General features: G+C 45.0%; 17 protein-coding genes. 11 read left to right on the top strand and 6 right to left on the bottom strand.

Translation table 11 applies throughout. The features are described from left to right. Positions 1–158: 158 nt before the first annotated feature. The 5 genes from ACXAH6_RS17745 to ubiG all read right to left on the bottom strand — a co-directional run bounded on the left by ACXAH6_RS17745 (position 159) and on the right by ubiG (position 8013). Positions 159–2726: a TonB-dependent siderophore receptor gene (locus ACXAH6_RS17745; RefSeq protein ID WP_474879001.1), complete on the bottom strand. Its 2568-nt coding sequence runs from the start codon at positions 2724–2726 to the stop codon at positions 159–161. Between the two features lie 381 nt (positions 2727–3107). After that, entirely contained in the window at positions 3108–3380 is a 273-nt protein-coding gene (yfaE, locus tag ACXAH6_RS17740; RefSeq protein ID WP_474878999.1) for a class I ribonucleotide reductase maintenance protein YfaE, read from the bottom strand. Positions 3381–3388: 8 nt separating this feature from the next. Then, on the bottom strand, positions 3389–4519 hold the full coding sequence (nrdB, locus tag ACXAH6_RS17735; protein WP_474878997.1) for a class Ia ribonucleoside-diphosphate reductase subunit beta: 1131 nt from the start codon (positions 4517–4519) through the stop codon (positions 3389–3391). A gap of 63 nt (positions 4520–4582) precedes the next feature. After that, positions 4583–6904 (bottom strand): class 1a ribonucleoside-diphosphate reductase subunit alpha, encoded by a 2322-nt coding sequence (nrdA, locus tag ACXAH6_RS17730; protein WP_474878995.1) that lies wholly within the window; start codon positions 6902–6904, stop codon positions 4583–4585. A 404-nt stretch (positions 6905–7308) separates the two neighbouring features. Then, the gene (gene ubiG / locus ACXAH6_RS17725) at positions 7309–8013 is read right to left on the bottom strand and encodes a bifunctional 2-polyprenyl-6-hydroxyphenol methylase/3-demethylubiquinol 3-O-methyltransferase UbiG (protein WP_474878993.1); all 705 of its coding nucleotides are present in this window, start codon (positions 8011–8013) and stop codon (positions 7309–7311) included. 318 nt (positions 8014–8331) lie between these two features. On the opposite strand from ubiG, the gene gyrA reads away from it, so the two are divergent. From gyrA to pyrF, 9 genes are all read left to right on the top strand, one after another. After that, on the top strand, positions 8332–11016 hold the full coding sequence (gene gyrA, locus ACXAH6_RS17720; RefSeq protein ID WP_474878992.1) for a DNA topoisomerase (ATP-hydrolyzing) subunit A: 2685 nt from the start codon (positions 8332–8334) through the stop codon (positions 11014–11016). 140 nt (positions 11017–11156) lie between these two features. Then, positions 11157–12242: a 3-phosphoserine/phosphohydroxythreonine transaminase gene (gene serC / locus ACXAH6_RS17715; protein ID WP_474878991.1), complete on the top strand. Its 1086-nt coding sequence runs from the start codon at positions 11157–11159 to the stop codon at positions 12240–12242. Then, positions 12239–13528, top strand: a complete 1290-nt coding sequence (gene aroA / locus ACXAH6_RS17710; RefSeq protein WP_474878989.1) for a 3-phosphoshikimate 1-carboxyvinyltransferase — start codon at positions 12239–12241, stop codon at positions 13526–13528. Before serC ends, aroA begins: the two co-directional genes overlap by 4 nt. Before the next feature lie 138 nt (positions 13529–13666). Continuing rightward, a complete protein-coding gene (cmk, locus tag ACXAH6_RS17705) occupies positions 13667–14338 on the top strand; it encodes a (d)CMP kinase (RefSeq protein WP_474878988.1) in 672 nt (223 codons plus the stop codon). Positions 14339–14469: 131 nt separating this feature from the next. After that, on the top strand, positions 14470–16140 hold the full coding sequence (rpsA, locus tag ACXAH6_RS17700) for a 30S ribosomal protein S1 (protein WP_474878986.1): 1671 nt from the start codon (positions 14470–14472) through the stop codon (positions 16138–16140). Between the two features lie 78 nt (positions 16141–16218). Further along, positions 16219–16506, top strand: a complete 288-nt coding sequence (ihfB, locus tag ACXAH6_RS17695; RefSeq protein ID WP_474878985.1) for an integration host factor subunit beta — start codon at positions 16219–16221, stop codon at positions 16504–16506. Between the two features lie 108 nt (positions 16507–16614). Continuing rightward, entirely contained in the window at positions 16615–16872 is a 258-nt protein-coding gene (locus tag ACXAH6_RS17690) for a LapA family protein (RefSeq protein ID WP_474878983.1), read from the top strand. A 2-nt stretch (positions 16873–16874) separates the two neighbouring features. Next, positions 16875–18044, top strand: coding sequence for a lipopolysaccharide assembly protein LapB (gene lapB, locus ACXAH6_RS17685; protein WP_474878982.1), 1170 nt, complete (start codon positions 16875–16877; stop codon positions 18042–18044). A 9-nt stretch (positions 18045–18053) separates the two neighbouring features. Then, positions 18054–18758, top strand: a complete 705-nt coding sequence (gene pyrF / locus ACXAH6_RS17680; RefSeq protein ID WP_474878980.1) for an orotidine-5'-phosphate decarboxylase — start codon at positions 18054–18056, stop codon at positions 18756–18758. Between the two features lie 81 nt (positions 18759–18839). On the opposite strand, the gene ald is transcribed toward pyrF, so the two are convergent. Then, the gene (gene ald, locus ACXAH6_RS17675; protein WP_474878978.1) at positions 18840–19967 is read right to left on the bottom strand and encodes an alanine dehydrogenase; all 1128 of its coding nucleotides are present in this window, start codon (positions 19965–19967) and stop codon (positions 18840–18842) included. 145 nt (positions 19968–20112) lie between these two features. Between ald and lrp the strand changes: the two genes are divergently transcribed. Together lrp and ACXAH6_RS17665 are read left to right on the top strand one after the other, a co-directional pair. Beyond that, positions 20113–20598, top strand: coding sequence for a leucine-responsive transcriptional regulator Lrp (gene lrp, locus ACXAH6_RS17670; protein WP_474878976.1), 486 nt, complete (start codon positions 20113–20115; stop codon positions 20596–20598). 153 nt (positions 20599–20751) lie between these two features. Then, positions 20752–23295 (top strand): DNA translocase FtsK, encoded by a 2544-nt coding sequence (locus tag ACXAH6_RS17665; protein ID WP_474878974.1) that lies wholly within the window; start codon positions 20752–20754, stop codon positions 23293–23295. Positions 23296–23298 lie beyond the last annotated feature (3 nt).

Raw genomic sequence — 23298 nt, 5'->3', positions numbered from 1 at the left:
GAACCCAACACTCGAACAATAAAGCTGCTATAAAAAATATCGCGATCGCAGCCTTCGGCTGCTAGAAAAAATAAACCCCTCTGAAAAAAGAGGGGTTTATCATCAATCTGAGGCCCTGTTTTTAACAGGGCCTTTTAGTAACTAAACGAAATAAGTGTTTAGAACTGATAGGTTGCGGTGAGTGAAAAGGTGCGACCTTCTGATGGCTTCACTACCACTGAGTCGAATAAGTCCGCAGAGGTGTAGTATTCTTCATCGAGTAGGTTATTGGCTTTCAACATCACCGACACGGGGCCATAGGCGTAGCCAACAGAGCCGTTCCATATGGTGTAACTTGGTAACATCACTGTTTGCATAATGTCGGTATACGTTGAATCTACCCACGTCATACCAATGCTGGCTGAAAACTCACCGCCTACGAGTTCTTGCGCCCAGTTAGCGTAAACACTGGCGATATTGTCTGGTAAGCCACCGCGCTCAAGCTCAACACCTTGACCGACGAATGCAGACCGATCTCCAGCAATACGACCACCGTACACTTCCCAGGCCTCAAGGCCGTTTTGTGCGGCGAAATCGGCACCATTGATAACCGCCAAAGCACCATCACTGACTTCGGTAGTTTTTGTGTGTGTAGCTGTACCTAAAACAGACAAGTTATCGGTAATCAAAGCTCTGAATTCAAATTCATAGCCTTCACCAAATACCGCGACTAGTGCGTTGGTTTGGCTGTCGCGGAAGGTTTTATCTTGGTCATAATACGACAGAGCAGTGTAGAGTTTACCGTCCAATAAATTCATTTTTACGCCGACTTCAGTTAGCGTAGATTCTTGCAAATATTCACTGTTGTCCACGGTAGTGGGTACAATACCGCCCAATTGGTTAGTACTCAGAGAGTTTGAAACTGCATGAGTTACGTAAGGTACAATGCCGTCGAAATTGTAAGATACGCTTAGGTTGTAACTGAATGCGTCGTCATTGCCTGTATGTACGCCATCGCCTTGTGCTTCGCCAAAATAGCTAACCCATGTGTCTTCGGCTTCAACATCGAAGTAGTCGTAACGGCCGCCTAAAAGTACGCTCAAATCGCCAAAAGCGATGTCTGTTAAGAAGAACAGGCCGGTATTTTTGGTGATTGATTTATGGCGTTCGTTGAAATTTCGAAGTAGGGTGCCGTCGATGCCGGTAGGGTTACCTTCATCATCATAAACAATGGTGGCATATTCGTATGGGTCCCATACTGCGGGAGAAATACGGTCGTTTGCCGTTGGACCGACTGAAATGTCACGGAAATCGAATGTTTCGTCAAACCATGCTGCGTTGTTGTATAAATCTTCGTAGCGGTAGTTTGCTCCGACAATAGACTGGGCTTCAACCTTATCAAATTCAATATCAAACGAGAGACTCGTTCTTAGTTCAAATAGGTTCGAGTCGGGGTATAGTGCGGTAAACCCCCAGCTTTGGTATTTGGTGTGGTCCATGTAGTCATAAAAGGCTTCATTTTTCCACGTCATACCATTGTCGAATTCGTGAGTCACATCAAAGTAGGCTGTGATAGCTGTTGTATCGGCGTAGTCATGCTCGTCGATAAAGGTAGTGCGGTGATCAAGTTGTGTGGTGCCCACGTTGGTTAACACAAATGGGTTATCAAGGGTGCGGTCTGACAAAAAGTTACCAAAGCCACCAGGACAAGAAAGGTCGAATCCATTGTAGGTCGCATTGCCTTCGCCCGCAGCTGCCGCACTACAGAAACTCCCGGTGTTTGAAAATGCGTTATTCAGATAACCAGGTGCAAATGGGGCAATAAAAGCAGACTCTTGTGGAAGTAGGGTGTCTGCGCCTATGGTGTTGTCTGAGTTAAGTGTTTGGGCTGAACCAGTGATGTAGGTGCCATTATCAATTAAATCTTGCGTAACGCGGTTCCAGCCAGGAACCTGAATACTGTCTGTTTTTTGGTATTGAATACCAAACTCGATGGTAGTGCTGTCACTCCAATCAATGTCTACTGCTGCTTGTACAAGTTCACTGCTGGGTTCATAACCGCGAAAGTATGATCCCGAATCTTCTACTTCTGCGAAGAAGTTAATGCCGCCATAACGTTCACCGAGCTGAAAGGGAATAGCCAGACTACCTGAGATAATTTGTTGATCATACGATCCAACGGTTGCTGAGATATCACCTGTAACCGATTCAATATACTTACTGCCATCTACTTTTGCCGATTTTGGAATGTAGTTTAATTGGCCGCCAACACTGCCACTGCCATATAACGGCGAAACTGGGCCTCGCATAATTTCTAATTTTTCGGCGCCGCGAATAATCGTGTTAAATGCCCCAGGGTTAGCTATGCGTCTAAAGCCTCTGAAATAGTTGTCGGCAGGTTCCCCACGTATATCCATGGCCCCTTTAATACCGAAAAATGAACTTGTAAAAGCGCCTGGTGTTAGGCGTACTAGATCATCGACGCTACGTAACGCAAATTTATCGACTAAGTCTTCACTGACTTCCGTAATTGAACGCGGTGTTTCATAAAGGCTTTTATCCAAACCGAAGGCGCTGCTGCTATCTTCCGTTGGCATTAGCCCGTAACTGTCAGTTCGTTTACCTGTGACGTCGATTACTTCAACTTCGCCTTCTTCTTGAGCGTTTGCTGATTGCATGACAAATACCGACATTGCCATGGCTATAGCGAGGCTGAGACGGTGAGGTTTACATTCCCATTGTTTCATTTTTGTGTTTCCAAGTTGTGAGTGATTATCCATAGTGCATGGAAACCAGCATGGAGCATCTTTAGTGCCAAAAACTTGACCATGTGGTCTATAGGTATGGGAAATAGGTGAACAAATAGCGCAGAGAAATATATAAGATTAAACTAAAGTTAGATAAAAATCAGGGTCTTGCGTATAAATTTGGGTGCGACGTAACGCCTAAAATTAGCGATGAAAAAACAAAAAATAAATGAAGAGTCAGTTTTTTGTCAGGTAAATTCAGAGAGTGTAAATTTTTGGTGCGTGACAATTTGCACTATTTGTAAACACACCGTGCTTAATTTTAGTGAAACGATCGTTTCATCGATGGGCTTTCAGTTAGACGATCCACAAAGATAAAAATTAATAATTCACTTTAATTTTGCAGTCAGAAGTAGCGTAACAGCAACAAGGTAATATTTCGTCGTCGTCAATAAAGGCGAGGGGATCAGTCGTGTACTCCACGGAACCAGACAGTAGCGTTGTGCGACAAGCGCCACAAAAACCATCTCGACATTGGTAGTGGATATGGATTTTATTGGTTTCGAGTGTTTCCAGCAGGGTTTGATTATCTGCGGTTTCAATGGTCGTCACATCGAGTATTTCAATGCGACGACCACCAGATGCGGCTTTCATCTAATAGATTAGAGTTCGAAGTCGGCGAAATCGTCTTCGCTTACCGCAGAATCAATTTGGCCCACTAAGTATGAGCTAATTTCAGATTCTTGCGGTGCAACCTGTACGTTGTCTGAATTTAAGTAATTATTCATCCAAGGTAATGGGTTACTTGTCACGTCATAAGGTTGTCCCATGCCGATAGCGGCCATGCGGTGGTTCGCAATGTATTCCACGTACTGGCAAAGAATATCTTTGTTCAAGCCAATCATTGAACCGTATTGGAACAAGTATTCCGCCCACTGCTTTTCTTGCTCAACCGCTTTCATAAAGATCGCTTTGGCTTCGTCTTTACACTCTTCGGCGATCTCTGCCATTTCAGGATCGTCTTTACCTTTCGCCCATAGGTTCAAGATATGTTGTGTAGAAGAAAGGTGAAGGTTCTCGTCGCGGGCAATGAGGCGAATGATTTTAGCGTTACCTTCCATCAACTCACGCTCTGCAAAAGCAAAGGTACACGCGAATGACACATAAAAACGAATCGCTTCGAGGGCATTGACCGAGTTCATGCACAAGAATAGTTTTTTCTTTAATTCGCGCTGATTAATAGTGTGGGTTTCACCATTAACGGTATGTACGCCTTCTCCCTGTGTTTGCCACAATTGAGTCGCAAAGATGAGGTCGTCATAGTACTTTGAAATATCCGTTGCGCGACGTTTAATTTCGTCATTCACCACGATATCTTCGAAGATTTCGCTTGGATCAGAAAATAAGTTACGCAAAATGTGGGTGTAAGAGCGTGAGTGAATGGTTTCAAAGAAAGACCATGTCTCAACCCAAGTTTCTAATTCAGGCAATGAAATAATAGGCAAAAAAGCAATGTTGGGGCTTCGACCTTGTACTGAGTCGAGCAGGGTTTGATATTTCAGGTTTGAAATAAAAATGTGTTTCTCTGGGTCGGTGAGCTTTTGAAAGTCAACGCGATCGCGAGATACGTCAACTTCTTCTGGACGCCAAAAGAAACTGATTTGCTTCTCGATAAGTTTCTCAAAAATACTGTGTTTCTGTTGGTCGTAACGGGCAACATTTACTGGGTTACCAAAAAACATTGGTTCGACTAATGGGTTCACACTTTCTTGGTTAAAAGTCGTGTATTTCATCGCTCTCTAATCACTTATTTGCTAAATACGAACATTACGTTAAAAACAGGGGCAGGGTGCATGCTAAATTTTGCATGCACCGCCAGCACAATCGTCATCTTCCTCAATCACCACTTCTTGGGCTTGAGGCTTCTGCTCTTGCTGTTTTACTTCAAGAGAAGCGGTATCTGCCGCGCCGTCTCGCGTGTTGTGATAATAAAGCGTCTTCACACCAAGTTTGTAAGCGGTAAGAAGGTCTTTTAACAACAAACGCATTGGCACTTTGCCATTTTCGTATTTGCTTGGGTCGTAGCTTGTATTAGCAGAAATGGTTTGATCAACAAACTTCTGCATAATGCCACAAAGCTGCAAGTAACCGTCGTTAGAAGGGATATCCCACAATAACTCGTACTTGTCTTTCAAGCGCTCGTACTCAGGCACTACTTGCTTCAACACACCATCTTTACTCGACTTGATACTGATGTGGCCACGCGGTGGTTCAATACCGTTTGTCGCATTTGAAATCTGTGAAGAGGTTTCTGAAGGCATCAATGCAGACAGGGTTGAGTTACGCAAACCGTGCGTTTTGATTTCTTCGCGAAGCGTTTCCCAATCTAGGTGTAATGGTTCATTACAAATGCTGTCTACATCTTTCTTGTACGAATCGATAGGCAAAATACCTTGAGAGTAGGTGGTCTCGTTGAACTTCGGACACGCGCCTTTCTCTTTCGCCAAGTTGTTCGAAGCTTTTAACAAGTGATATTGCATGGCTTCGAAGGTTTTGTGGATCAAGTTGTTCGCACTGAAATCTGAATATTTAACGCCATTTTTTGCTAGGTAGTAAGCAAAGTTGATCACACCAACACCCAATGTACGACGATTCATCGTCGCATTGTATGCTGCTGGAACGGGGTAATCTTGATAATCCAAAAGGTTGTCTAGTGCACGTACAGCAAGGTCTGATAACTCTTCAAATTCATCAAGTGATTGAATTGCGCCAAGGTTAAACGCTGACAACGTACAAAGGGCAATTTCGCCTTCTTCGTCGTTAACATGACTAAGCGGTTTAGTTGGCAAAGCAATCTCAAGACACAAGTTGCTCTGGCGTACAGGCGCTACTTCAGGGTTAAACGGACTGTGTGTATTACAGTGGTCAACGTTTTGCAGATAAATACGGCCAGTGCTTGCACGCTCTTGCATAAACAAGCTGAATAATTCCATCGCCTTAATACGCTTTTTACGAATGCTTTCATCTTGTTCGTATTTCACGTAAAGCGCTTCAAATTTGTCTTGGTCAGCGAAAAATGCGTCGTATAAACCTGGTACGTCTGATGGGCTAAACAAAGTGATGTAGTCGTCTTTCATCATGCGCTGATACATCAACTTGTTGAACTGTACACCGTAGTCTAAGTGACGAACGCGGTTTTCTTCTACACCACGGTTGTTTTTCAATACCAACAGTGATTCTACTTCCATGTGCCAAAGCGGATAGAACAGGGTAGCGGCGCCACCGCGAACACCACCTTGAGAGCAGCTTTTTACTGCCGTTTGGAAGTATTTATAGAATGGGATACAACCCGTGTGGAAAGCTTCGCCGCCGCGGATAGGGCTACCTAGTGCGCGAATACGTCCTGCGTTAACACCGATACCGGCGCGTTGGCTCACGTATTTTACAATGGCACTGGCTGTTGCATTAATTGAATCTAAGCTATCGCCTGTCTCAATGAGTACGCATGAGCTAAATTGACGCGTTGGTGTACGTACACCGGCCATGATGGGCGTAGGCAACGACAACTTGAAAGTAGAAGCTGCATCGTAGAAACGACGGATATAACTCAAACGAGTGTCTTTGGGGTAGTTTGCAAACAAGCAAGCTGCAACGAGAATATATAAGAACTGCGCACTCTCGTAAATTTCACCCGTTACACGGTTTTGAACTAAATACTTACCTTCTAACTGTTTCACTGCCGCATAGCTGAAATTCATATCGCGCCAATGGTCGATATAAGAATCCATTTCTGCGAATTCTTCAGCCGAGTAGTCTGCTAACAAGTGCTCATCGTATTTGCCGTTTTCAACCATCTTCTTAACGTGATCGAAAAGCGCAGGCGGTTCAAAATCACCGTAGGCCTTTTTACGTAAATGGAAGATCGCTAAGCGCGCAGCAAGATATTGATAATCTGGTGCATCAGTTGAGATTAGATCTGCCGCAGACTTGATGAGAGTTTCATGAATTTCTTCAGTTTTAATACCATCATAGAACTGAATTTGAGCTTTGATTTCTACCTGAGAAACAGACACATGTTGTAGGCCTTTAGCAGCCCACGTAATAACCTTGTGAATTTTTTCCAGATCGATGGGCTCTTTAACACCGTTACGTTTAGTGACAGTTAGATTATTGTTCATTATTTACTGGCCGTTATCTGTTAGCGCTTGAAGCGAGGGCATCAATGCCCAGTTTATCGTTTTACTGTTTTTTCTTGCCGTCGGATCGGACGGATCTGAATCGCGCTCTGATGACACTCTGTATTAAGAGAGTTGTGCGTCCGTTTCAGAATAACCACAAGATAGTGAGGTTTGAGCCGTAATGCAACCCAACATCTGGTGGTTATTCAGCCAATTAGACCGAGTCTAAATTCAGGTTAGTGTTGACTCACTTGAGAGTCTTTGATCTACCGTCGTTAAATCAAATGCAAGAAAAAAAATCTTTTTTTGTGATCGTTAAAACAATTTATTACAAAAAATCACTGTTTATAAAATCACGATATATAGTGTTACTATTTGTTTAATATCACTAGATGTTGTGTTAACTATTCAGGTGCAACACAATGCAGTAAATAGTTTACGTCAACGTTTTTATCTGAAAGGTAAAAGGTTTGCATCACGGGATCCATATGTAGCCCGGTGATATCGCGTGCAAACAGATCCGCCTGATCCGTCATCCGCATCAATTCTGAAGGCTTAATAAAGCGGCCGTGATCATGGGTGCCTTTAGGCACTAAACCCAACAGATATTCAGCACCGACAATGCCCATGAGATAAGACTTTATATTGCGGTTTAACGTAGAAAAGAATACATGGCCACCCGGTTTAACCAGTTTGGCGCAAGCCGCGATGATGGAAGCCGGGTCGGGTACGTGTTCGAGCATTTCAAGACACGTTACAACGTCGTATTGGCCAGCGTGTTCTTCTGCGAACACTTCTGCAGGTATACAGTGGTAATCAACCGCCACGCCAGACTCCAAGCCGTGTAGCTTGGCAATTTCTAATGACGCTTCTGCCATGTCTAAACCCGTGACATGAGCGCCGGCTTTTGCCATTGCCTCTGCAAGAATGCCACCGCCACAGCCGATATCGACCACTTTTTTGTCGAAGAGACCCTTTGCGTGCAGTTCGATGAAATCTAAACGTAACGGGTTAATAAGGTGGAGAGGTTTAAATTCACTTTCAGGGTCCCACCAACGGGCAGCAATCTCACTGAATTTTTCTATTTCTTTATGATCAACGTTTGCCATTATGTATTCGTTCTGTCCATAAATTGCGATCAGGGCGATCGAGAGCTTCTTTATGGCGTATAAACATACCTTAAATTAGCCGCAAATGGGACGGCGTATTTCAATATATTCTGTTAGCTGAACAAATTTTATTCGCTCAACACATAAGTCGAAGATTATCGAGATTAAGCGCTACATAATTCCGTTCACCGATGTTATAGTCATGGGTTACTACTATACCCATAATAAGCGATCGCTGCCGACTAAAGCAGTTTGTTCGAGACAGGATTCGAGCAAGAAGGCGGTAAGTGACAAACCTAATAAGGGACCAAGCAGTTTATGACTGATAACGCTAAAGAAATTCTCCCCGTCAATATTGAGGAAGAGCTAAAGAATTCCTACCTTGACTATGCAATGAGCGTTATTGTTGGGCGCGCCTTGCCCGACGTAAGAGACGGTTTAAAGCCAGTGCATCGCCGCGTATTGTTCGCGATGAATGAACTGAAAAACGATTTTAACAAGCCATACAAAAAGTCTGCCCGTGTGGTGGGTGACGTAATTGGTAAATATCACCCACATGGTGACTCTGCGGTTTACGACACAATCGTTCGTATGGCTCAGCCATTCTCACTGCGCTACATGTTGGTTGATGGTCAAGGTAACTTTGGTTCTGTTGATGGTGACTCAGCAGCAGCAATGCGTTACACCGAAGTGCGCATGGCAAAAATTGCCCATGAATTACTTGCTGACCTCGAAAAAGAAACAGTAGATTTTGTACCTAACTACGACGGTACAGAGCAAATCCCAGAAGTATTACCGACAAAAGTACCCAACTTGCTAGTAAATGGCTCGTCAGGTATTGCAGTAGGTATGGCAACTAACATACCTCCACATAACCTAACGGAAGTGATTAATGGGTGTGTGGCGTTAATCGAAGACCCATCAATCGGCATTGAGCAATTGATGGAGTACATTCCCGGCCCAGATTTCCCAACTGCTGCCATGATCAGCGGTAGAAAAGGTATCGACGATGCCTATCGCACTGGGCGTGGAAAGATTTACCTTCGCGCCAAAGCAGAAATCGAAACAGAAGATAACGGTAAAGAAACCATTATCGTTCATGAGATTCCTTATCAGGTTAACAAAGCTCGCTTGATCGAAAAGATCGCAGAGCTAGTTAAAGAGAAGAAAGTAGAAGGGATTTCGGCTCTGCGCGATGAGTCTGATAAAGACGGTATGCGCATTGTTATTGAAGTAAAACGCAATGAGTCTGCGGAAGTTCTACTTAACCATTTATACGCCAATACCCAGCTGCAAACGGTATTCGGTATTAATATGGTGGCATTGGACAACGGTCAGCCAAAAGTCTTTAACCTGAAAGAAGTATTGGAAGCCTTTGTTCTTCACCGTCGTGAAGTTGTTACACGTCGTACGGTTTACGAATTACGTAAAGCCCGTGACCGAGCTCACGTATTGGAAGGTTTGGCCATTGCGTTGGCTAACATCGACCCAGTTATCGAGCTGATCAAGGCTTCACCAAGCCCTGCTGAAGCGAAGAAAGGCCTAGTTGCACAAGGTTGGGATTTAGGTGATGTTGCCGAAATGCTTGAAAGAGCCGGTAACGATGCTGCTCGCCCAGATTGGCTAGAGCCAGAGTTTGGTATTCGCGACGGCAAATACTACCTGACTGAGCAACAGGCTCAGGCGATTCTTGACCTTCGTTTGCACAAACTGACGGGTCTTGAGCACGAAAAAATCTTGGGCGAGTACAAAGAGTTACTCGAACAAATCGCCGAGTTACTTCACATCCTAGGTAGCCCTGAGCGACTAATGGAAGTGATTCGCGAAGAACTAGAAAAAATCCGTGATGAATTCGGCGATGAGCGTCGTACTGAGATTACAGCGGCAAGTCACGATATTGATATTGAAGACTTGATTGAACAAGAAGACGTAGTGGTAACCTTGTCTCACGAAGGCTACGTGAAATATCAGAAGCTTTCTGATTACGAAGCACAGCGCCGTGGTGGTAAAGGTAAAGCTGCAACTCGTATGAAAGATGAAGACTTCATCGAGAAACTGCTTGTTGCAAATACTCACGATCATATCTTGTGCTTCTCTACACGCGGTCGTTTGTATTGGTTGAAGGTTTATCAATTACCACTGGCTAGCCGTAATGCACGTGGCCGTCCGATTGTGAATATTCTGCCGCTAGAAGCCGATGAGCGTATTACTGCTATCTTGCCAATTAAAGAATTCACTGAAAACAACTACGTACTCATGGCAACAGCCAATGGTGTGGTTAAGAAAACCGATTTGAGTTCATACTCTCGCCCTCGTTCAAGCGGTATTATTGCTGTTAACCTCAACGAAGGTGACGAATTAATCGGGGTAGCGATTACCGATGGCAATGACGACATTATGTTGTTCTCTGACGAAGGTAAGGTGGTTCGCTTTAACGAGAAAGCGCGTGATTCTGAAACGGGCGAAGTGAAGCGCGACCCTGAAACCGGTGAAGAGATTCTGGCACTACGTCCAATGGGCCGTACTGCAACAGGTGTTCGTGGTATCAAGCTGCAAGAAGGTCAGCGTGTGGTATCACTCATCGTGCCTCGTGGTGATGGTGCTATTCTTACCGCAACGGAAAACGGTTTTGGTAAGCGTACGCCGCTAGCTGAATACCCAGCCAAGAGCCGTGCTACACAAGGTGTAGTATCAATCAAGGTAACAGAGCGTAACGGTAAAGTTGTTGGTGCTGTTCAAGTTGATGAAAACGACGAAATCATGTTGATCAGCGATATGGGTACGCTTGTTCGTACTCGTGTGAGCGAAGTCTCTACGGTTGGTCGTAACACACAAGGCGTTCGATTGATCCGTACCGGTGAGAATGAAAGCGTTGTGGGTCTTCAACGTATTGAAGAAGTTGAAACCGACGAAAAGTTTATTGAAGACGGGGAAAACACCGTTGAAGAAAATGCTGCCGCAGATCAAACGACTGACGGCAATGAGCAAACGACAGAAGAATAAAAGCGAGGGCTTCCCGCTTAGGCAGGAAGCGTAGTCGTCATAATCCAACAAGCGGCTTAAGCCGCTTGTTTTTTCATAGCCACACTTCGTTTTTTATAAACGGTTTGTGGATGTGTCATTAAAGGTGTTGAACAAAGCTCATGAAAAACGTGTTTAATTTTAGTGCTGGGCCAGCCATGCTACCCGCACCTGTAATGGAACTGGCTCAATCTGAGTTTACTAACTGGCATGATACCGGTTGTTCTATTATGGAAGTCAGCCACCGTGGCGCTGACTTTATTGAAATCGCCGCGCAAGCGGAGCAAGATCTTCGCGACTTGCTAAATGTCCCAGACAATTACAAGGTGCTGTTTTCTCAAGGCGGTGGCCGAGGTCAATTTGCCGCTGTACCGCTAAACTTGTCAAAACCTGACGACCTATCACTTCACTTAGTGACTGGTTCTTGGTCTAAAGGTGCAGTGAGCGAAGCCAGTAAGTACAACAATGCGCAAGTCATGGGCGAGTCGGTTGAACAAGATGGCTTGCGTTATGTACCACGCGTTACAGAATCTCAGGTAGATCAATCCGCTGCTTATCTTCACTTTTGTCCAAATGAGACGGTAGACGGTGTTGCTTTTGATTGGTTGCCTGAATCTGGCAAAGTGCCACTTGTAGCCGATATGTCTTCTACTATTTTGTCTCAGCCACTAGACGTATCTAAATACGGTGTGATTTATGCTGGCGCACAAAAGAATATTGGTCCTTCAGGTCTAGCCGTAGTGATTGTACGCGACGACCTTATTGGTCAGTCTCAGAACGTTATCCCATCAATTTTTGATTATGCCTTGATGGCGAACAACGACTCTATGTATAACACACCTCCCACGTTCTCATGGTATCTGGCTGGTTTGGTCTTTAAGTGGATCAAAGAGCAGGGTGGTACAGAGGCTATGGCAGCAAGAAACCAAGCGAAAGCTGAACTGCTGTATGGTGCAATCGATGGTTCAGGTTTCTATCGAAACACTATTCACGCTGAAAACCGCTCACGCATGAATGTGCCATTCCAACTACATGATGCAAACTTGGATAAAGTGTTCCTTGAAGAGTCTAAAGCCGCTGGATTGCTAGCGTTAAAAGGTCACCGTTCTGTAGGCGGTATGCGCGCAAGTATTTATAACGCTATGCCAATCGAAGGTGTTCAGGCGTTAGCTGATTTTATGAGTGATTTTGAGAGGCGCCACGGATGAGTCAGGTCGAGCAGTTAACCTTACACCCAGTTGCATCTATCAGTGGTACGGTAAATGTACCGGGTTCAAAAAGTTTGTCTAACCGAGCGCTCTTGCTTGCGGCCCTTGCCGACGGCGAAACATTAGTTACTAACTTACTAGATAGTGACGACATTCGTCATATGCTCAATGCACTCACCGAACTAGGCGTGAGTTATTCCCTTAATGAAGACCGTACTGAGTGCCGCGTAACCGGCTTAGGCGGTGTTTTCACTACCGATAGTCATAAATCACTGTTCTTGGGTAACGCAGGAACGGCAATGCGTCCTTTGTGTGCGGCTTTAGCTGCATCCAATGTTGATGTTACCCTAACCGGCGAGCCTAGAATGGAAGAGCGTCCTATCGGTGATTTAGTTGATGCCCTTCGACAAGTGGGCGCGTCGGTCGACTATCTTAAAAATGATGGGTATCCACCGCTTCATATTAAGGGTAAGTGGCTTCAAGGTGGTGACATGACTGTTGATGGCAGTGTGTCTAGCCAATTCCTCACTGCCGCACTCATGGCAGCACCTCTGATGGAAGGTGAGACACGCATTCATATCAAGGGTGAGTTAGTCTCTAAGCCTTATATAGATATTACCCTAGACACAATGGCGAAGTTTGGTGTTACCGTTGAAAACCAAGACTATGCGCATTTTGTCATTCCTGCGGGTCAGCGCTACGTTGCTCCAGAACGCTTTTTGGTTGAAGGTGATGCATCGTCGGCGTCTTACTTCCTTGCGGCAGGTGCAATTAAGGGCGGTACGGTTAAAGTAACGGGCATTGGTAAAAACAGTATTCAAGGCGACATCCGATTTGCCGATGTGCTTGAAGCGATGGGCGCAAAGATTGAGTGGCATGACGATTGTGTGATTGTTCATGGGCAACCGCTTAAAGGTGTAGATTTAGATATGAATCACATTCCTGATGCAGCCATGACCATCGCCACAACCGCACTCTTTGCAGAAGGCACCACAGCAATCCGCAATATTTATAACTGGCGAGTGAAAGAAACCGACCGCTTAAATGCGATGGCGACTGAACTTATGAAGTTAGGTGCTACGGTCGAGGAAGGGCACGACTATATAGTGGTTACCCCGCCTGAAAAACTCACCCATGCAGCAATTGATACGTATAACGATCACCGTATCGCTATGTGTTTCTCATTGGTGAGCTTAAGTGATACACCGGTGACAATTAACGACCCAGGTTGCACCGCAAAAACCTTCCCAGATTATTTCACGCGATTTGCCACAATCTGCCATTAAGAAGTCACTTTATACCGTTAACATGCAAGATTAACGGAATATCACGCAATGACGTTTGATATGCGTCATTGCGTATTCGCCCTATACGCGTATAATTGCGCGCGATTTTTACAACAATTTAAAATATCTGGAGCAGGTATGCATCCAATACCCGTGGTCACAGTTGACGGCCCGAGTGGTGCAGGAAAAGGCACCTTAAGCAGTTTACTGGCAGAAAAACTTGGTTATCACTTACTCGACAGTGGTGCGATCTATCGCGTGTTAGCGGTGGCAACACTTCATCATGATTTACCAACCGATGATGAAGAGGCTATTGTGCCGTTAGCAACTGGCTTAGATGTGAGCTTTGAAACAGAAGACGGGCATCGCCGCATTGTCTTAGAAGGCGAAGATGTCACCGATGACATTCGCACTGAAGAAGTCGGCGCGGTCGCTTCTTCTATCGCGGCGTTACCGCGAATTCGCGAAGCTTTGTTACGCCGTCAGCGCGCATTTCAGGAATCGCCGGGGTTAATCGCTGACGGTCGAGACATGGGAACCGTGGTTTTCCCCGATGCAGGGGTAAAGATATTTTTAACAGCCAGTGCCGAAGCTCGCGCCCAGCGTCGCTTTGACCAGTTGAAAGACAAAGGCATGGATGTTAATATTGCGCGCCTTTTAACCGATATCAAAGCCAGAGACGAGCGAGATATGAATCGTTCGGTGGCGCCATTGGTACCGGCTGAAGATGCAATTGTAATAGATTCAACGGATTTGGATATTAACCAAGTCTTTGATAAAGCAATGGAAATTGTTAAATCGCGCAGATAATTCTGGCGAACATTTTACATTGTGCCCCTGAACTTCAGGACCTGTCATAACAGGATGTAATGACGAAATTTAATAACCCCTCGCTTACCGGATTGAGGCGTGGATATCAACTTTATTGAAAATTTAAACCTATGACTGAAAATTTTGCACAACTTTTTGAAGAAAGCTTACAGGAACTAGAAACTCGCCCAGGTGCGATCGTTAAAGGTACTGTTGTATCAATCGACAAAGACATCGTTCTTGTTGACGCAGGCTTGAAATCAGAAAGTGCTATCCCAGCTGAACAATTCAAAAACGCTGAAGGTACGCTTGAAATCGAAATCGGTGACACTGTTGACGTAGCACTAGATGCTGTTGAAGACGGTTTCGGTGAAACTATCCTATCTCGCGAAAAAGCGAAGCGTCATGAAGCTTGGGTTGAGCTAGAAAAAGCTTACGAAGATAAAGCCACTATTAAAGGCGTTATCAACGGTAAAGTTAAAGGCGGTTTCACTGTTGAAGTTAACAGTGTACGCGCGTTCTTGCCTGGTTCATTGGTTGACGTACGTCCAGTTCGTGACACTACGCACCTTGAAGGCAAAGAGCTTGAGTTTAAAGTTATCAAGCTAGATGCAAAACGCAACAACGTTGTTGTTTCTCGTCGTGCAGTTATCGAAGCAGAAAGCAGTGCAGAGCGTGAGTCACTTCTTTCTAACCTTGAAGAAGGTCACGAAATCAAAGGTATCGTTAAGAACCTTACAGATTACGGTGCATTCGTTGATTTGGGTGGCGTAGATGGTCTTCTACACATCACAGATATGGCTTGGAAGCGCGTTAAGCACCCAAGTGAAATCGTAAACGTTGGTGACGAAATCAACGTTAAAGTTCTGAAGTTCGACAAAGATAAGCAACGCGTATCTTTGGGCATGAAGCAAATGGGCAACGATCCATGGCAAGAAATTGCAAACCGTTACCCAGAAGGCACTAAGATTTCTGGTGCAGTAACTAACCTAACTGATTACGGCTGCTTCGTAGAAATCGAAGATGGCGTTGAAGGTCTAGTTCACGTTTCAGAAATGGATTGGACTAACAAGAACATCCACCCATCTAAAGTGGTTAACCTTGGTGACAATGTTGAAGTTATGGTTCTTGAAATCGACGAAGAACGTCGTCGTATTTCTCTTGGCCTTAAACAGTGCATTGCTAACCCTTGGGAAACTTTCGCATCTTCTCACGAGAAGGGCGACAAAGTGTCTGGTAAGATCAAGTCAATCACTGACTTCGGTATCTTCATCGGTCTTGACGGCGGCATCGACGGTCTTGTTCACTTGTCTGACATTTCTTGGAATAAGACAGGCGAAGAAGCGGTACGTGACTATAAGAAAGGCGACGAAATCTCTGCAGTTGTACTACAAGTCGACCCAGAGCGTGAGCGTATTTCTCTAGGCGTTAAGCAGATTGAAGAAGATCCTTTCAATAAGTATCTGACAGATAACAAGAAGGGTGCTATCGTTAATGGTACAGTTACAGCTGTAGACGCGAAAGGCGTTACCGTTAACCTAGCAGAAGAAGTTGAAGGCTACATCCGTGTTGGTGACTTGTCACGTGACCGTGTTGAAGACGCAACTGAAATCGCTAATGTAGGCGATAGCATCGAAGCGAAATTTATGGGCGTTGACCGTAAGAACCGCGTTGTTAACCTATCTGTTAAAGCTAAAGATCAGGCTGACGAAAAAGAAGCTATCGATAAAGTTAATCAGCAAGAAGATGTTGGTTTTGCCAACGCGATGGCTGAAGCTTTCAAAGCTGCTAAAGGCGAATAATAATCTGCTATCAGGTGTACGGTTAACGTACACCTGTGTTATGTAGCTGTTTGGAACTTATTTGACATAGAGGTTAATATGACCAAGTCTGAGTTAATTGAGCGGCTAGCGGATCAAGCTCGCCATATTCCTGCTAAAGAGCTTGAAACTGCAATTAAAGAAATGCTTGAACAGATGGCGCAAACCCTGCAAAAGGGTGATCGTATCGAGATTCGAGGTTTTGGTAGTTTCTCTCTACATTACCGTGCACCTCGTGTTGGGCGTAATCCTAAGACGGGCGAAACCGTAAAATTAGATGGGAAATATGTGCCACATTTTAAACCGGGCAAAGAGTTACGTGACCGGGTTAATGAGGCTGTAGCTTAACTACTTGAAAAAAAGCACTGTTTATCAGTGCTTTTTTTATGCCTGATGATGTAAACAGGACTCGCATTTTGCTATCCTGAAGGTAACTTATATTTCAGGGTTCTTGCATTGAAACGATTGTTCTCACTTATTCTCATTGTATTGATACTTGGGTTTGCCATGTTAGTTGGCTCTCAAAACGATACTGTAGTGAGCGTGAATTATCTGATTGCCAAATCTGATATTCGATTATCTACACTGATTGCCATTACCCTAGGCTTAGGCGCTGTTATTGGTTGTTTGATCATGATGACCAGTTGGTTGGCGCTTCGCGTCAAAGTGATTTCTCTTAACGCTAAACTAAAAAAATTGTCTAAAGAAAATTAATTATGCTGGAACTGTTGTTTTTACTCTTACCGGTTGCAGCAGGTTATGGCTGGATTATGGGTCGCAATAGCGTCCGTCAAGCACAGCGTAAACAATCTAGCATTCTCTCCAAGCACTATTACAAAGGCCTGAATTTCCTGCTTTCTGATCAACCCGACAAAGCGGTTGATACCCTGATCAAAATGATCAATTTAAATAGTGATACAGTGGAAACCCACATTGCGATGGGAAATTTTTTTCGTCATCGCGGCGAAATTGACCGCGCCATCAAAGTCCATCAGAACCTGGTTAGCCGAGACGAAATTCAACCATCACAACGCGAAAACGCATTAATGGAATTGGGGCGTGATTATACCCAAGCAGGGTTTCTGGAGCGCGCCGAGAACGCATATTTACAACTACTGAATAGTGATAAGCACTATTGGAATGCCCAACAACAGCTATTCAGTATCTATCAAACAACCAAAGAATGGTCTCGAGCCATTGAACTCGCAGAGCGTATGGTGGGTTGTCACGGTGATAACGACGATGTGAGTGAAAAGCTCTCTCATTTCTACTGTGAAGAAGCACAAATAGCGCTCGATGGCGGTGAGCTTGAACAAGGGCATAAGCTCCTTCAACATGCCGTGAACGCAGATGCTCGTGCAGTACGACCATGGTTAATGCTGGGTGAACTTGCAATAGAGCAGGGCAACCATGAAGACGCATGGTATTACCTAGCACAAGTCGCTGAACACGATTTATCCTGGTTTGGCGAGGCTATCCCTAAATTAGAAAGTGTTGCCGACAAGACTGGTGAACACGAACGTTTAGAAACACTGCTAAAAACCCATTGGCAACAATGTGCGTCTAGTTATTTGGCGATGGCAAATATTCTTGCTCAGCGAGGCGAAACCGATGAAGCCGCGGCTTTCTTGCTGTCGCAACTACAAAAAACACCCACAATGAAAGGGTTTAAGCGCTTAATGGAGTTGCACATGCAACTGCAAAAAGACAACCCAGCATCAACTAGTTTACAATTGTTGTCTGAGCTCGTAGAGCAACAAATTAAACAGCGCCCCAAATATCGTTGTGGTAGCTGTGGATTTTCCGGTCATAAACTTTATTGGTTATGTCCATCGTGTAAAAAGTGGGGCTTGGTGAAACCCATCAAAGGCCTCGACGGAGAATAAGTTATCCCCATGCAAGATACTTCACTCGTTATCGTAGCGCTAGATTTTGACGATCTCGCTAAAGCTAACCAGTTTGTCGATTCAGTCGATCCTCAACAATGTAAACTCAAAGTGGGCAAGGAAATGTTCACGCTTTTTGGCCCTGAATTTGTCAAAAGCTTGGTGCAAAAAGGATTTGATGTGTTTCTCGATTTGAAGTTTCACGATATTCCCAATACGGTAGCTAAAGCTTGTAAAGCGGCAGCCGAATTAGGCGTGTGGATGGTTAACGTACATGCTTCAGGTGGTGAAGTGATGATGCGTGCCGCGAAAGAAGCCATCGCTAACTCATCAAATCCAAGTACAAAACTGATAGCGGTAACCGTACTGACTAGTATGGATGAAGCCCAGCTCGCTGATGTAGTACCCAATACAACACCTGCAGACCAGGTGAAGAAATTGGCAGCCTTGACGGCAAAAGCCGGATTAGACGGTATTGTGTGTTCTGCCCAAGAAGCGGTAATGTTGAGAGAGTTTCACGATGAATCTTTCTTGTTGGTTACACCGGGTATTCGTCCTGCTGGTGCTGACGTAGGTGACCAAAAGCGGGTGATGACACCTGTTGATGCTATTACTGCTGGCGTGAGTTATTTAGTGATGGGTCGTCCAATTACTAAGGCTGAAAATCCATTAGCCGTGCTTAGTGACGTTAATACGAGCTTAAGCGCGTTATAAAAACAATTATTGGTATCAAACAAAAAGCCCTGTACCGAATATTTCGAGACAGGGCTTTTTAGTATGCTAATTACGCTTTGTTTAGCTTAATGCTTGTTCTGCAGGTACGTAGGTGAGGTTAAGTTCTTCGCCTAGTGCGTCGACTACCGCTTTATATGTCACTTTACCTTCGTGAACATTTAAGCCGTTCAATAAGTGCTTGTCGTCTAGCATGGCTTGACGAGGGCCTTTATTGGCTAATGCCAAACCAAATGGCAAGGTGGCATTATTTAGTGCCATAGTAGAGGTGCGAGCAACACCGCCAGGCATATTAGCTACACAGTAATGTACTACATCGTCAACCATGTATACGGGGTCTTGGTGTGTTGTCGCTTTTGATGTTGCGAAACAACCGCCTTGGTCAATGGCAACATCTACCAACACCGAGCCTTTTTTCATTGCTTTGATGTGGTCTTCGTTAAGTAGCTTAGGCGCTGCCGCACCTGGAATAAGTACCGCACCAATTACGAGGTCAGCCGTTGAAGAGTAATGCTCAATAGCATCAACTGTTGAATACACCGTATTCACTTGGCCATTAAAGATATCGTCAAGTTGACGAAGACGAGGTAGAGAGCGATCGAGAATGGTCACATTCGCACCTAGGCCTAGGGCCATTTTCGCTGCTTGTGTGCCCACAACACCACCACCGATAACTAATACTTTACCCGGAGCTACACCTGGTACGCCGCCTAGCAAAGTGCCGCTACCGCCGTAGGCTTTTTCCAAATAATGTGCGCCCGCTTGAATAGACATTCGGCCGGCTACTTCACTCATTGGTGCAAGAAGGGGTAATCCACCGCGATCATCAGTCACAGTTTCATACGCGATACAAGTTGCGCCAGATGCTACCAATAGCTTGGTTTGTTCTGGGTCTGGAGCAAGGTGAAGATAAGTGTAGAGTGTTTGGCCTTTGCGCAACATTTTGCATTCATTCGGCTGTGGCTCTTTCACTTTCACAATCATTTCCGCAGCTGCGAAAATCTCTTCGGCTGTTGCAGCAATAGTTGCGCCAGCATCAACATACATTTCATCTGTGAAGCCGATTGCGTCACCTGCCAGCGTTTGCACCATAACTTGATGGCCATGAGCAACGAACTCTTTCACTGCCGCAGGGGTTAAGCCAACGCGGTATTCGTGATTTTTTATTTCTTTTGGTACACCGACCAGCATAATCGCACTCCTATAAAATGTGCTTGGATGATTTTATAAAATTATAAAGATGCTGAGTATAGATGAGAGGAAAGGGAATTAATTGCTGAATATTGCGAATTACTGAGGTAATATTTTGTGAAAACCAATATTGGTAATATTTTATATGCTAGTAAAAACTCCAAAACACCTCGACAGAATAGATAGAAACATACTTTCTGTATTGCAAAAAGATGGACGAATTTCCAATGTGGATCTCGCTAAAGAAGTGGGGCTTAGCCCAAGCCCTTGTTTAGAAAGGGTAAAAAGACTTGAAACCCAAGGTTACATAACGGGATACCACGCTACCGTTAACCCAGAGAAACTTGGGGCGGCCATGTTGGTGTTCGTTGAAATCACACTAACGAAAACATCGGTTGATATTTTCGCAGAATTTTCTGCTGCGGTACAAAAGCACGATGATATTCAAGAGTGTCACTTGGTTTCAGGTAATTTTGACTTCTTGCTCAAAGCGCGTGTTGCAGACATGTCGAGCTATCGGCGTCTGCTAGGAGATACACTTTTGCGCTTACCTGGGGTGAGTGAATCACGTACCTATGTGGTGATGGAAGAAGTAAAGAGCACAACAATGCTCAGAATTAATACCAAATAAGCGAGAATATAGGCTTAGCCAATACCTTTGTGGTAGGCTAAATGCCAAAGAAAAAGATGGCGGGTTGTTTGCATTCAGCGTAGTTTCATTTTTGATAAGCAATACTGTCGATAATTCAGCATGTGACTGAAATTAGGAAAAGAATTTAGGGTTATGGCGCGACTATCTGGTGTTCAACGTATTTTCGAAGCGGGCATGATTTTTACCTGCGCGTTTGCGTTTTTTCTGCTTTTGGCATTAGCCTCTTTTCATCCTGGTGACCCAGGTTGGAGCCAAGCTGGCTTGCAACCCGACATTCATAATTGGGTGGGGGCAACCGGTGCTTGGACCGCCGACTTGTTGTTCTTTACCTTTGGTTACCTCGCTTATGTGTTGCCATTCTGCTTTGCTTTTATCGGTTGGTTTTTATTTCAACACATTAAATCGCTAACCGAACTGGATTATCTAACCATTGGGCTACGTATTATTGGTGTTTTGCTCATATCTTTAGGATTAACGGGCATTTTTAGCATCAACTTTGATGATATTTTTAGCTTTTCGGCCGGCGGTTTTGTTGGCGACGTGATCGCCTCAGCCATGATCCCATACTTTAATGCGGCCGGCACTATTCTGTTATTACTGTGTTTTACCTGCACGGGTTTCACTTTGGCCACCGGTATTTCGTGGCTCACTATTATCGACAAGCTCGGCGAATACACGTTGTGGTTTGGGCGCAAGACCATTTCTGCTCCGCAGCAATTATTAGCGATTGAAATGCCACGTTTATCGTTGCCGAATAAAAATGATGACGCTCCCGAAACCAGTGATCTCGACATCACCAGCATGCGAGCAGAGCCTCCAGCGTCGAAAGAAAAATCCAAAACTTCGTCTTCTCAGCCTTCTCAGCGCAGCGAACCTGTGTTTGACATCCCAGACGAGGCCCTTGCTGACGAAGATGACCTCCCGCCATTTATTGTTGATGATGGGGTAGGGGAGTCGACGTCGCAGCATGTCGATTCGGTGGCAACGCCACAGCCGTTTTATTCTATTCCGGATGAACCTGAAGATATTGTTGAACCTGTCAGACAGCATACCCCCAATGCAAACCAAGCGGGAAAAGCAAATACGAAACCCAGCGCTCCAGAGCAAGTTACACTAACAGATAGCACAGGGCAGACTGTACAAACGGCAGAAGACGTGGCTGAGGAGAGCGACGCGTCGCTACCTGTAATGCCGTCATTTGATTTACTCGAACGCCCAGATAAACACGAGAACCCAATTTCACAAGAAGAGTTGGATATGGTGTCTCGTTTGCTAGAAGAAAAGCTCGCCAACTTCAATATTGATGCAAAAGTAGTCGGGGTGTTCCCAGGCCCTGTTATCACGCGTTTTGAGCTTGATCTCGCTCCGGGTGTGAAAGTGGCGAAAATCTCTGGTTTGTCAAAAGACTTGGCCCGAGAAATGTCAGCCATTTCGGTACGGGTAGTAGAAGTGATCCCCGGTAAATCGGTAATTGGATTAGAGTTGCCCAATAAGAAGCGCGAAATGGTGCGCTTAAGTGAAGTTATTGAAGCTGACGCATTCCAAGCCAATGGCTCGGCGTTAACCATGGTGTTAGGCTCAGATATCAGTGGTGATCCTGTTGTGGTTGACCTTGCGAAAATGCCACATTTGTTAGTTGCCGGTACCACAGGCTCAGGTAAATCAGTAGGTGTTAACGTCATGATTTTGAGTTTGCTGTATAAATCGACGCCTGAAGATGTGCGCATGATCATGATCGACCCGAAAATGTTGGAATTGTCGGTTTATGAAGGTATTCCGCATTTGCTCGCAGAGGTGGTGACCGACATGAAAGAAGCCGCCAATGCCTTGCGTTGGTGTGTAGGCGAAATGGAACGCCGATACAAGTTAATGTCAGCCCTAGGCGTACGTAACTTGAAAGGCTACAACGCGAAGATTTTAAAGGCCAAAGAAGACGGCGAGCCCATTAAAGATCCATTGTGGCGTGCAGAAGAAAGTATGGAAACCGAAGCGCCTGATTTAGAAAAACTACCCAGTATCGTAGTGGTCGTTGACGAGTTTGCCGACATGATGATGATAGTGGGTAAGAAGGTAGAGGAGCTCATTGCGCGTATTGCACAAAAAGCCCGTGCGGCAGGGATTCACCTTGTGCTTGCTACTCAGCGCCCATCGGTCGACGTGATCACCGGCCTAATCAAAGCCAATATCCCAACTCGTATCGCCTTCCAAGTATCGAGCAAAATCGACTCACGTACGATACTCGATCAACAAGGCGCAGAATCTTTGCTCGGTATGGGTGATATGTTGTATTTGCCTCCAGGTAGCCCTGTGCCTACTCGTGTGCATGGCGCGTTTGTCGACGACCATGAAGTACACGCTGTAGTAGCAGACTGGAAGAAGCGTGGAAAGCCCAACTATATTGACGAAATTTTAAATGGTGAAGCGTCAGCTGAAGTGTTGCTGCCAGGTGAAACCCCAGAAGGCAGTGATGAAGAGCTAGACCCGTTCTATGATGAAGCTGTTGCCTTTATTACTGAAAGCCGCCGTGCTTCGGTATCTAGCGTACAACGCAAGTTCCGTATTGGTTATAACCGAGCGGCACGTCTTGTCGAACAAATGGAGATGAGCGGTGTCGTAAGTTCACCAGGTCATAATGGTAATCGAGAAGTCTTGGCTCCACCTCCGCCAAAGGATTAAAAC

The sequence above is a fragment of the Alteromonas sp. ABE4_545 genome (genome assembly GCF_056161325.1).
The sequence above is the reverse complement of the archived record's forward strand: the minus strand, read 5'-3'. Positions and strand labels throughout refer to the sequence as shown.

Coding starts and splice junctions, on each gene's coding strand:
- ACXAH6_RS17745 (WP_474879001.1), bottom strand. CDS start 2,726: ATGAAACAATGGGAATGTAAACCTCACCGTCTCAGCCTCGCTATAGCC.
- yfaE (WP_474878999.1), bottom strand. CDS start 3,380: ATGAAAGCCGCATCTGGTGGTCGTCGCATTGAAATACTCGATGTGACG.
- nrdB (WP_474878997.1), bottom strand. CDS start 4,519: ATGAAATACACGACTTTTAACCAAGAAAGTGTGAACCCATTAGTCGAA.
- nrdA (WP_474878995.1), bottom strand. CDS start 6,904: ATGAACAATAATCTAACTGTCACTAAACGTAACGGTGTTAAAGAGCCC.
- ubiG (WP_474878993.1), bottom strand. CDS start 8,013: ATGGCAAACGTTGATCATAAAGAAATAGAAAAATTCAGTGAGATTGCT.
- gyrA (WP_474878992.1), top strand. CDS start 8,332: ATGACTGATAACGCTAAAGAAATTCTCCCCGTCAATATTGAGGAAGAG.
- serC (WP_474878991.1), top strand. CDS start 11,157: ATGAAAAACGTGTTTAATTTTAGTGCTGGGCCAGCCATGCTACCCGCA.
- aroA (WP_474878989.1), top strand. CDS start 12,239: ATGAGTCAGGTCGAGCAGTTAACCTTACACCCAGTTGCATCTATCAGT.
- cmk (WP_474878988.1), top strand. CDS start 13,667: ATGCATCCAATACCCGTGGTCACAGTTGACGGCCCGAGTGGTGCAGGA.
- rpsA (WP_474878986.1), top strand. CDS start 14,470: ATGACTGAAAATTTTGCACAACTTTTTGAAGAAAGCTTACAGGAACTA.
- ihfB (WP_474878985.1), top strand. CDS start 16,219: ATGACCAAGTCTGAGTTAATTGAGCGGCTAGCGGATCAAGCTCGCCAT.
- lapB (WP_474878982.1), top strand. CDS start 16,875: ATGCTGGAACTGTTGTTTTTACTCTTACCGGTTGCAGCAGGTTATGGC.
- pyrF (WP_474878980.1), top strand. CDS start 18,054: ATGCAAGATACTTCACTCGTTATCGTAGCGCTAGATTTTGACGATCTC.
- ald (WP_474878978.1), bottom strand. CDS start 19,967: ATGCTGGTCGGTGTACCAAAAGAAATAAAAAATCACGAATACCGCGTT.
- lrp (WP_474878976.1), top strand. CDS start 20,113: ATGCTAGTAAAAACTCCAAAACACCTCGACAGAATAGATAGAAACATA.
- ACXAH6_RS17665 (WP_474878974.1), top strand. CDS start 20,752: ATGGCGCGACTATCTGGTGTTCAACGTATTTTCGAAGCGGGCATGATT.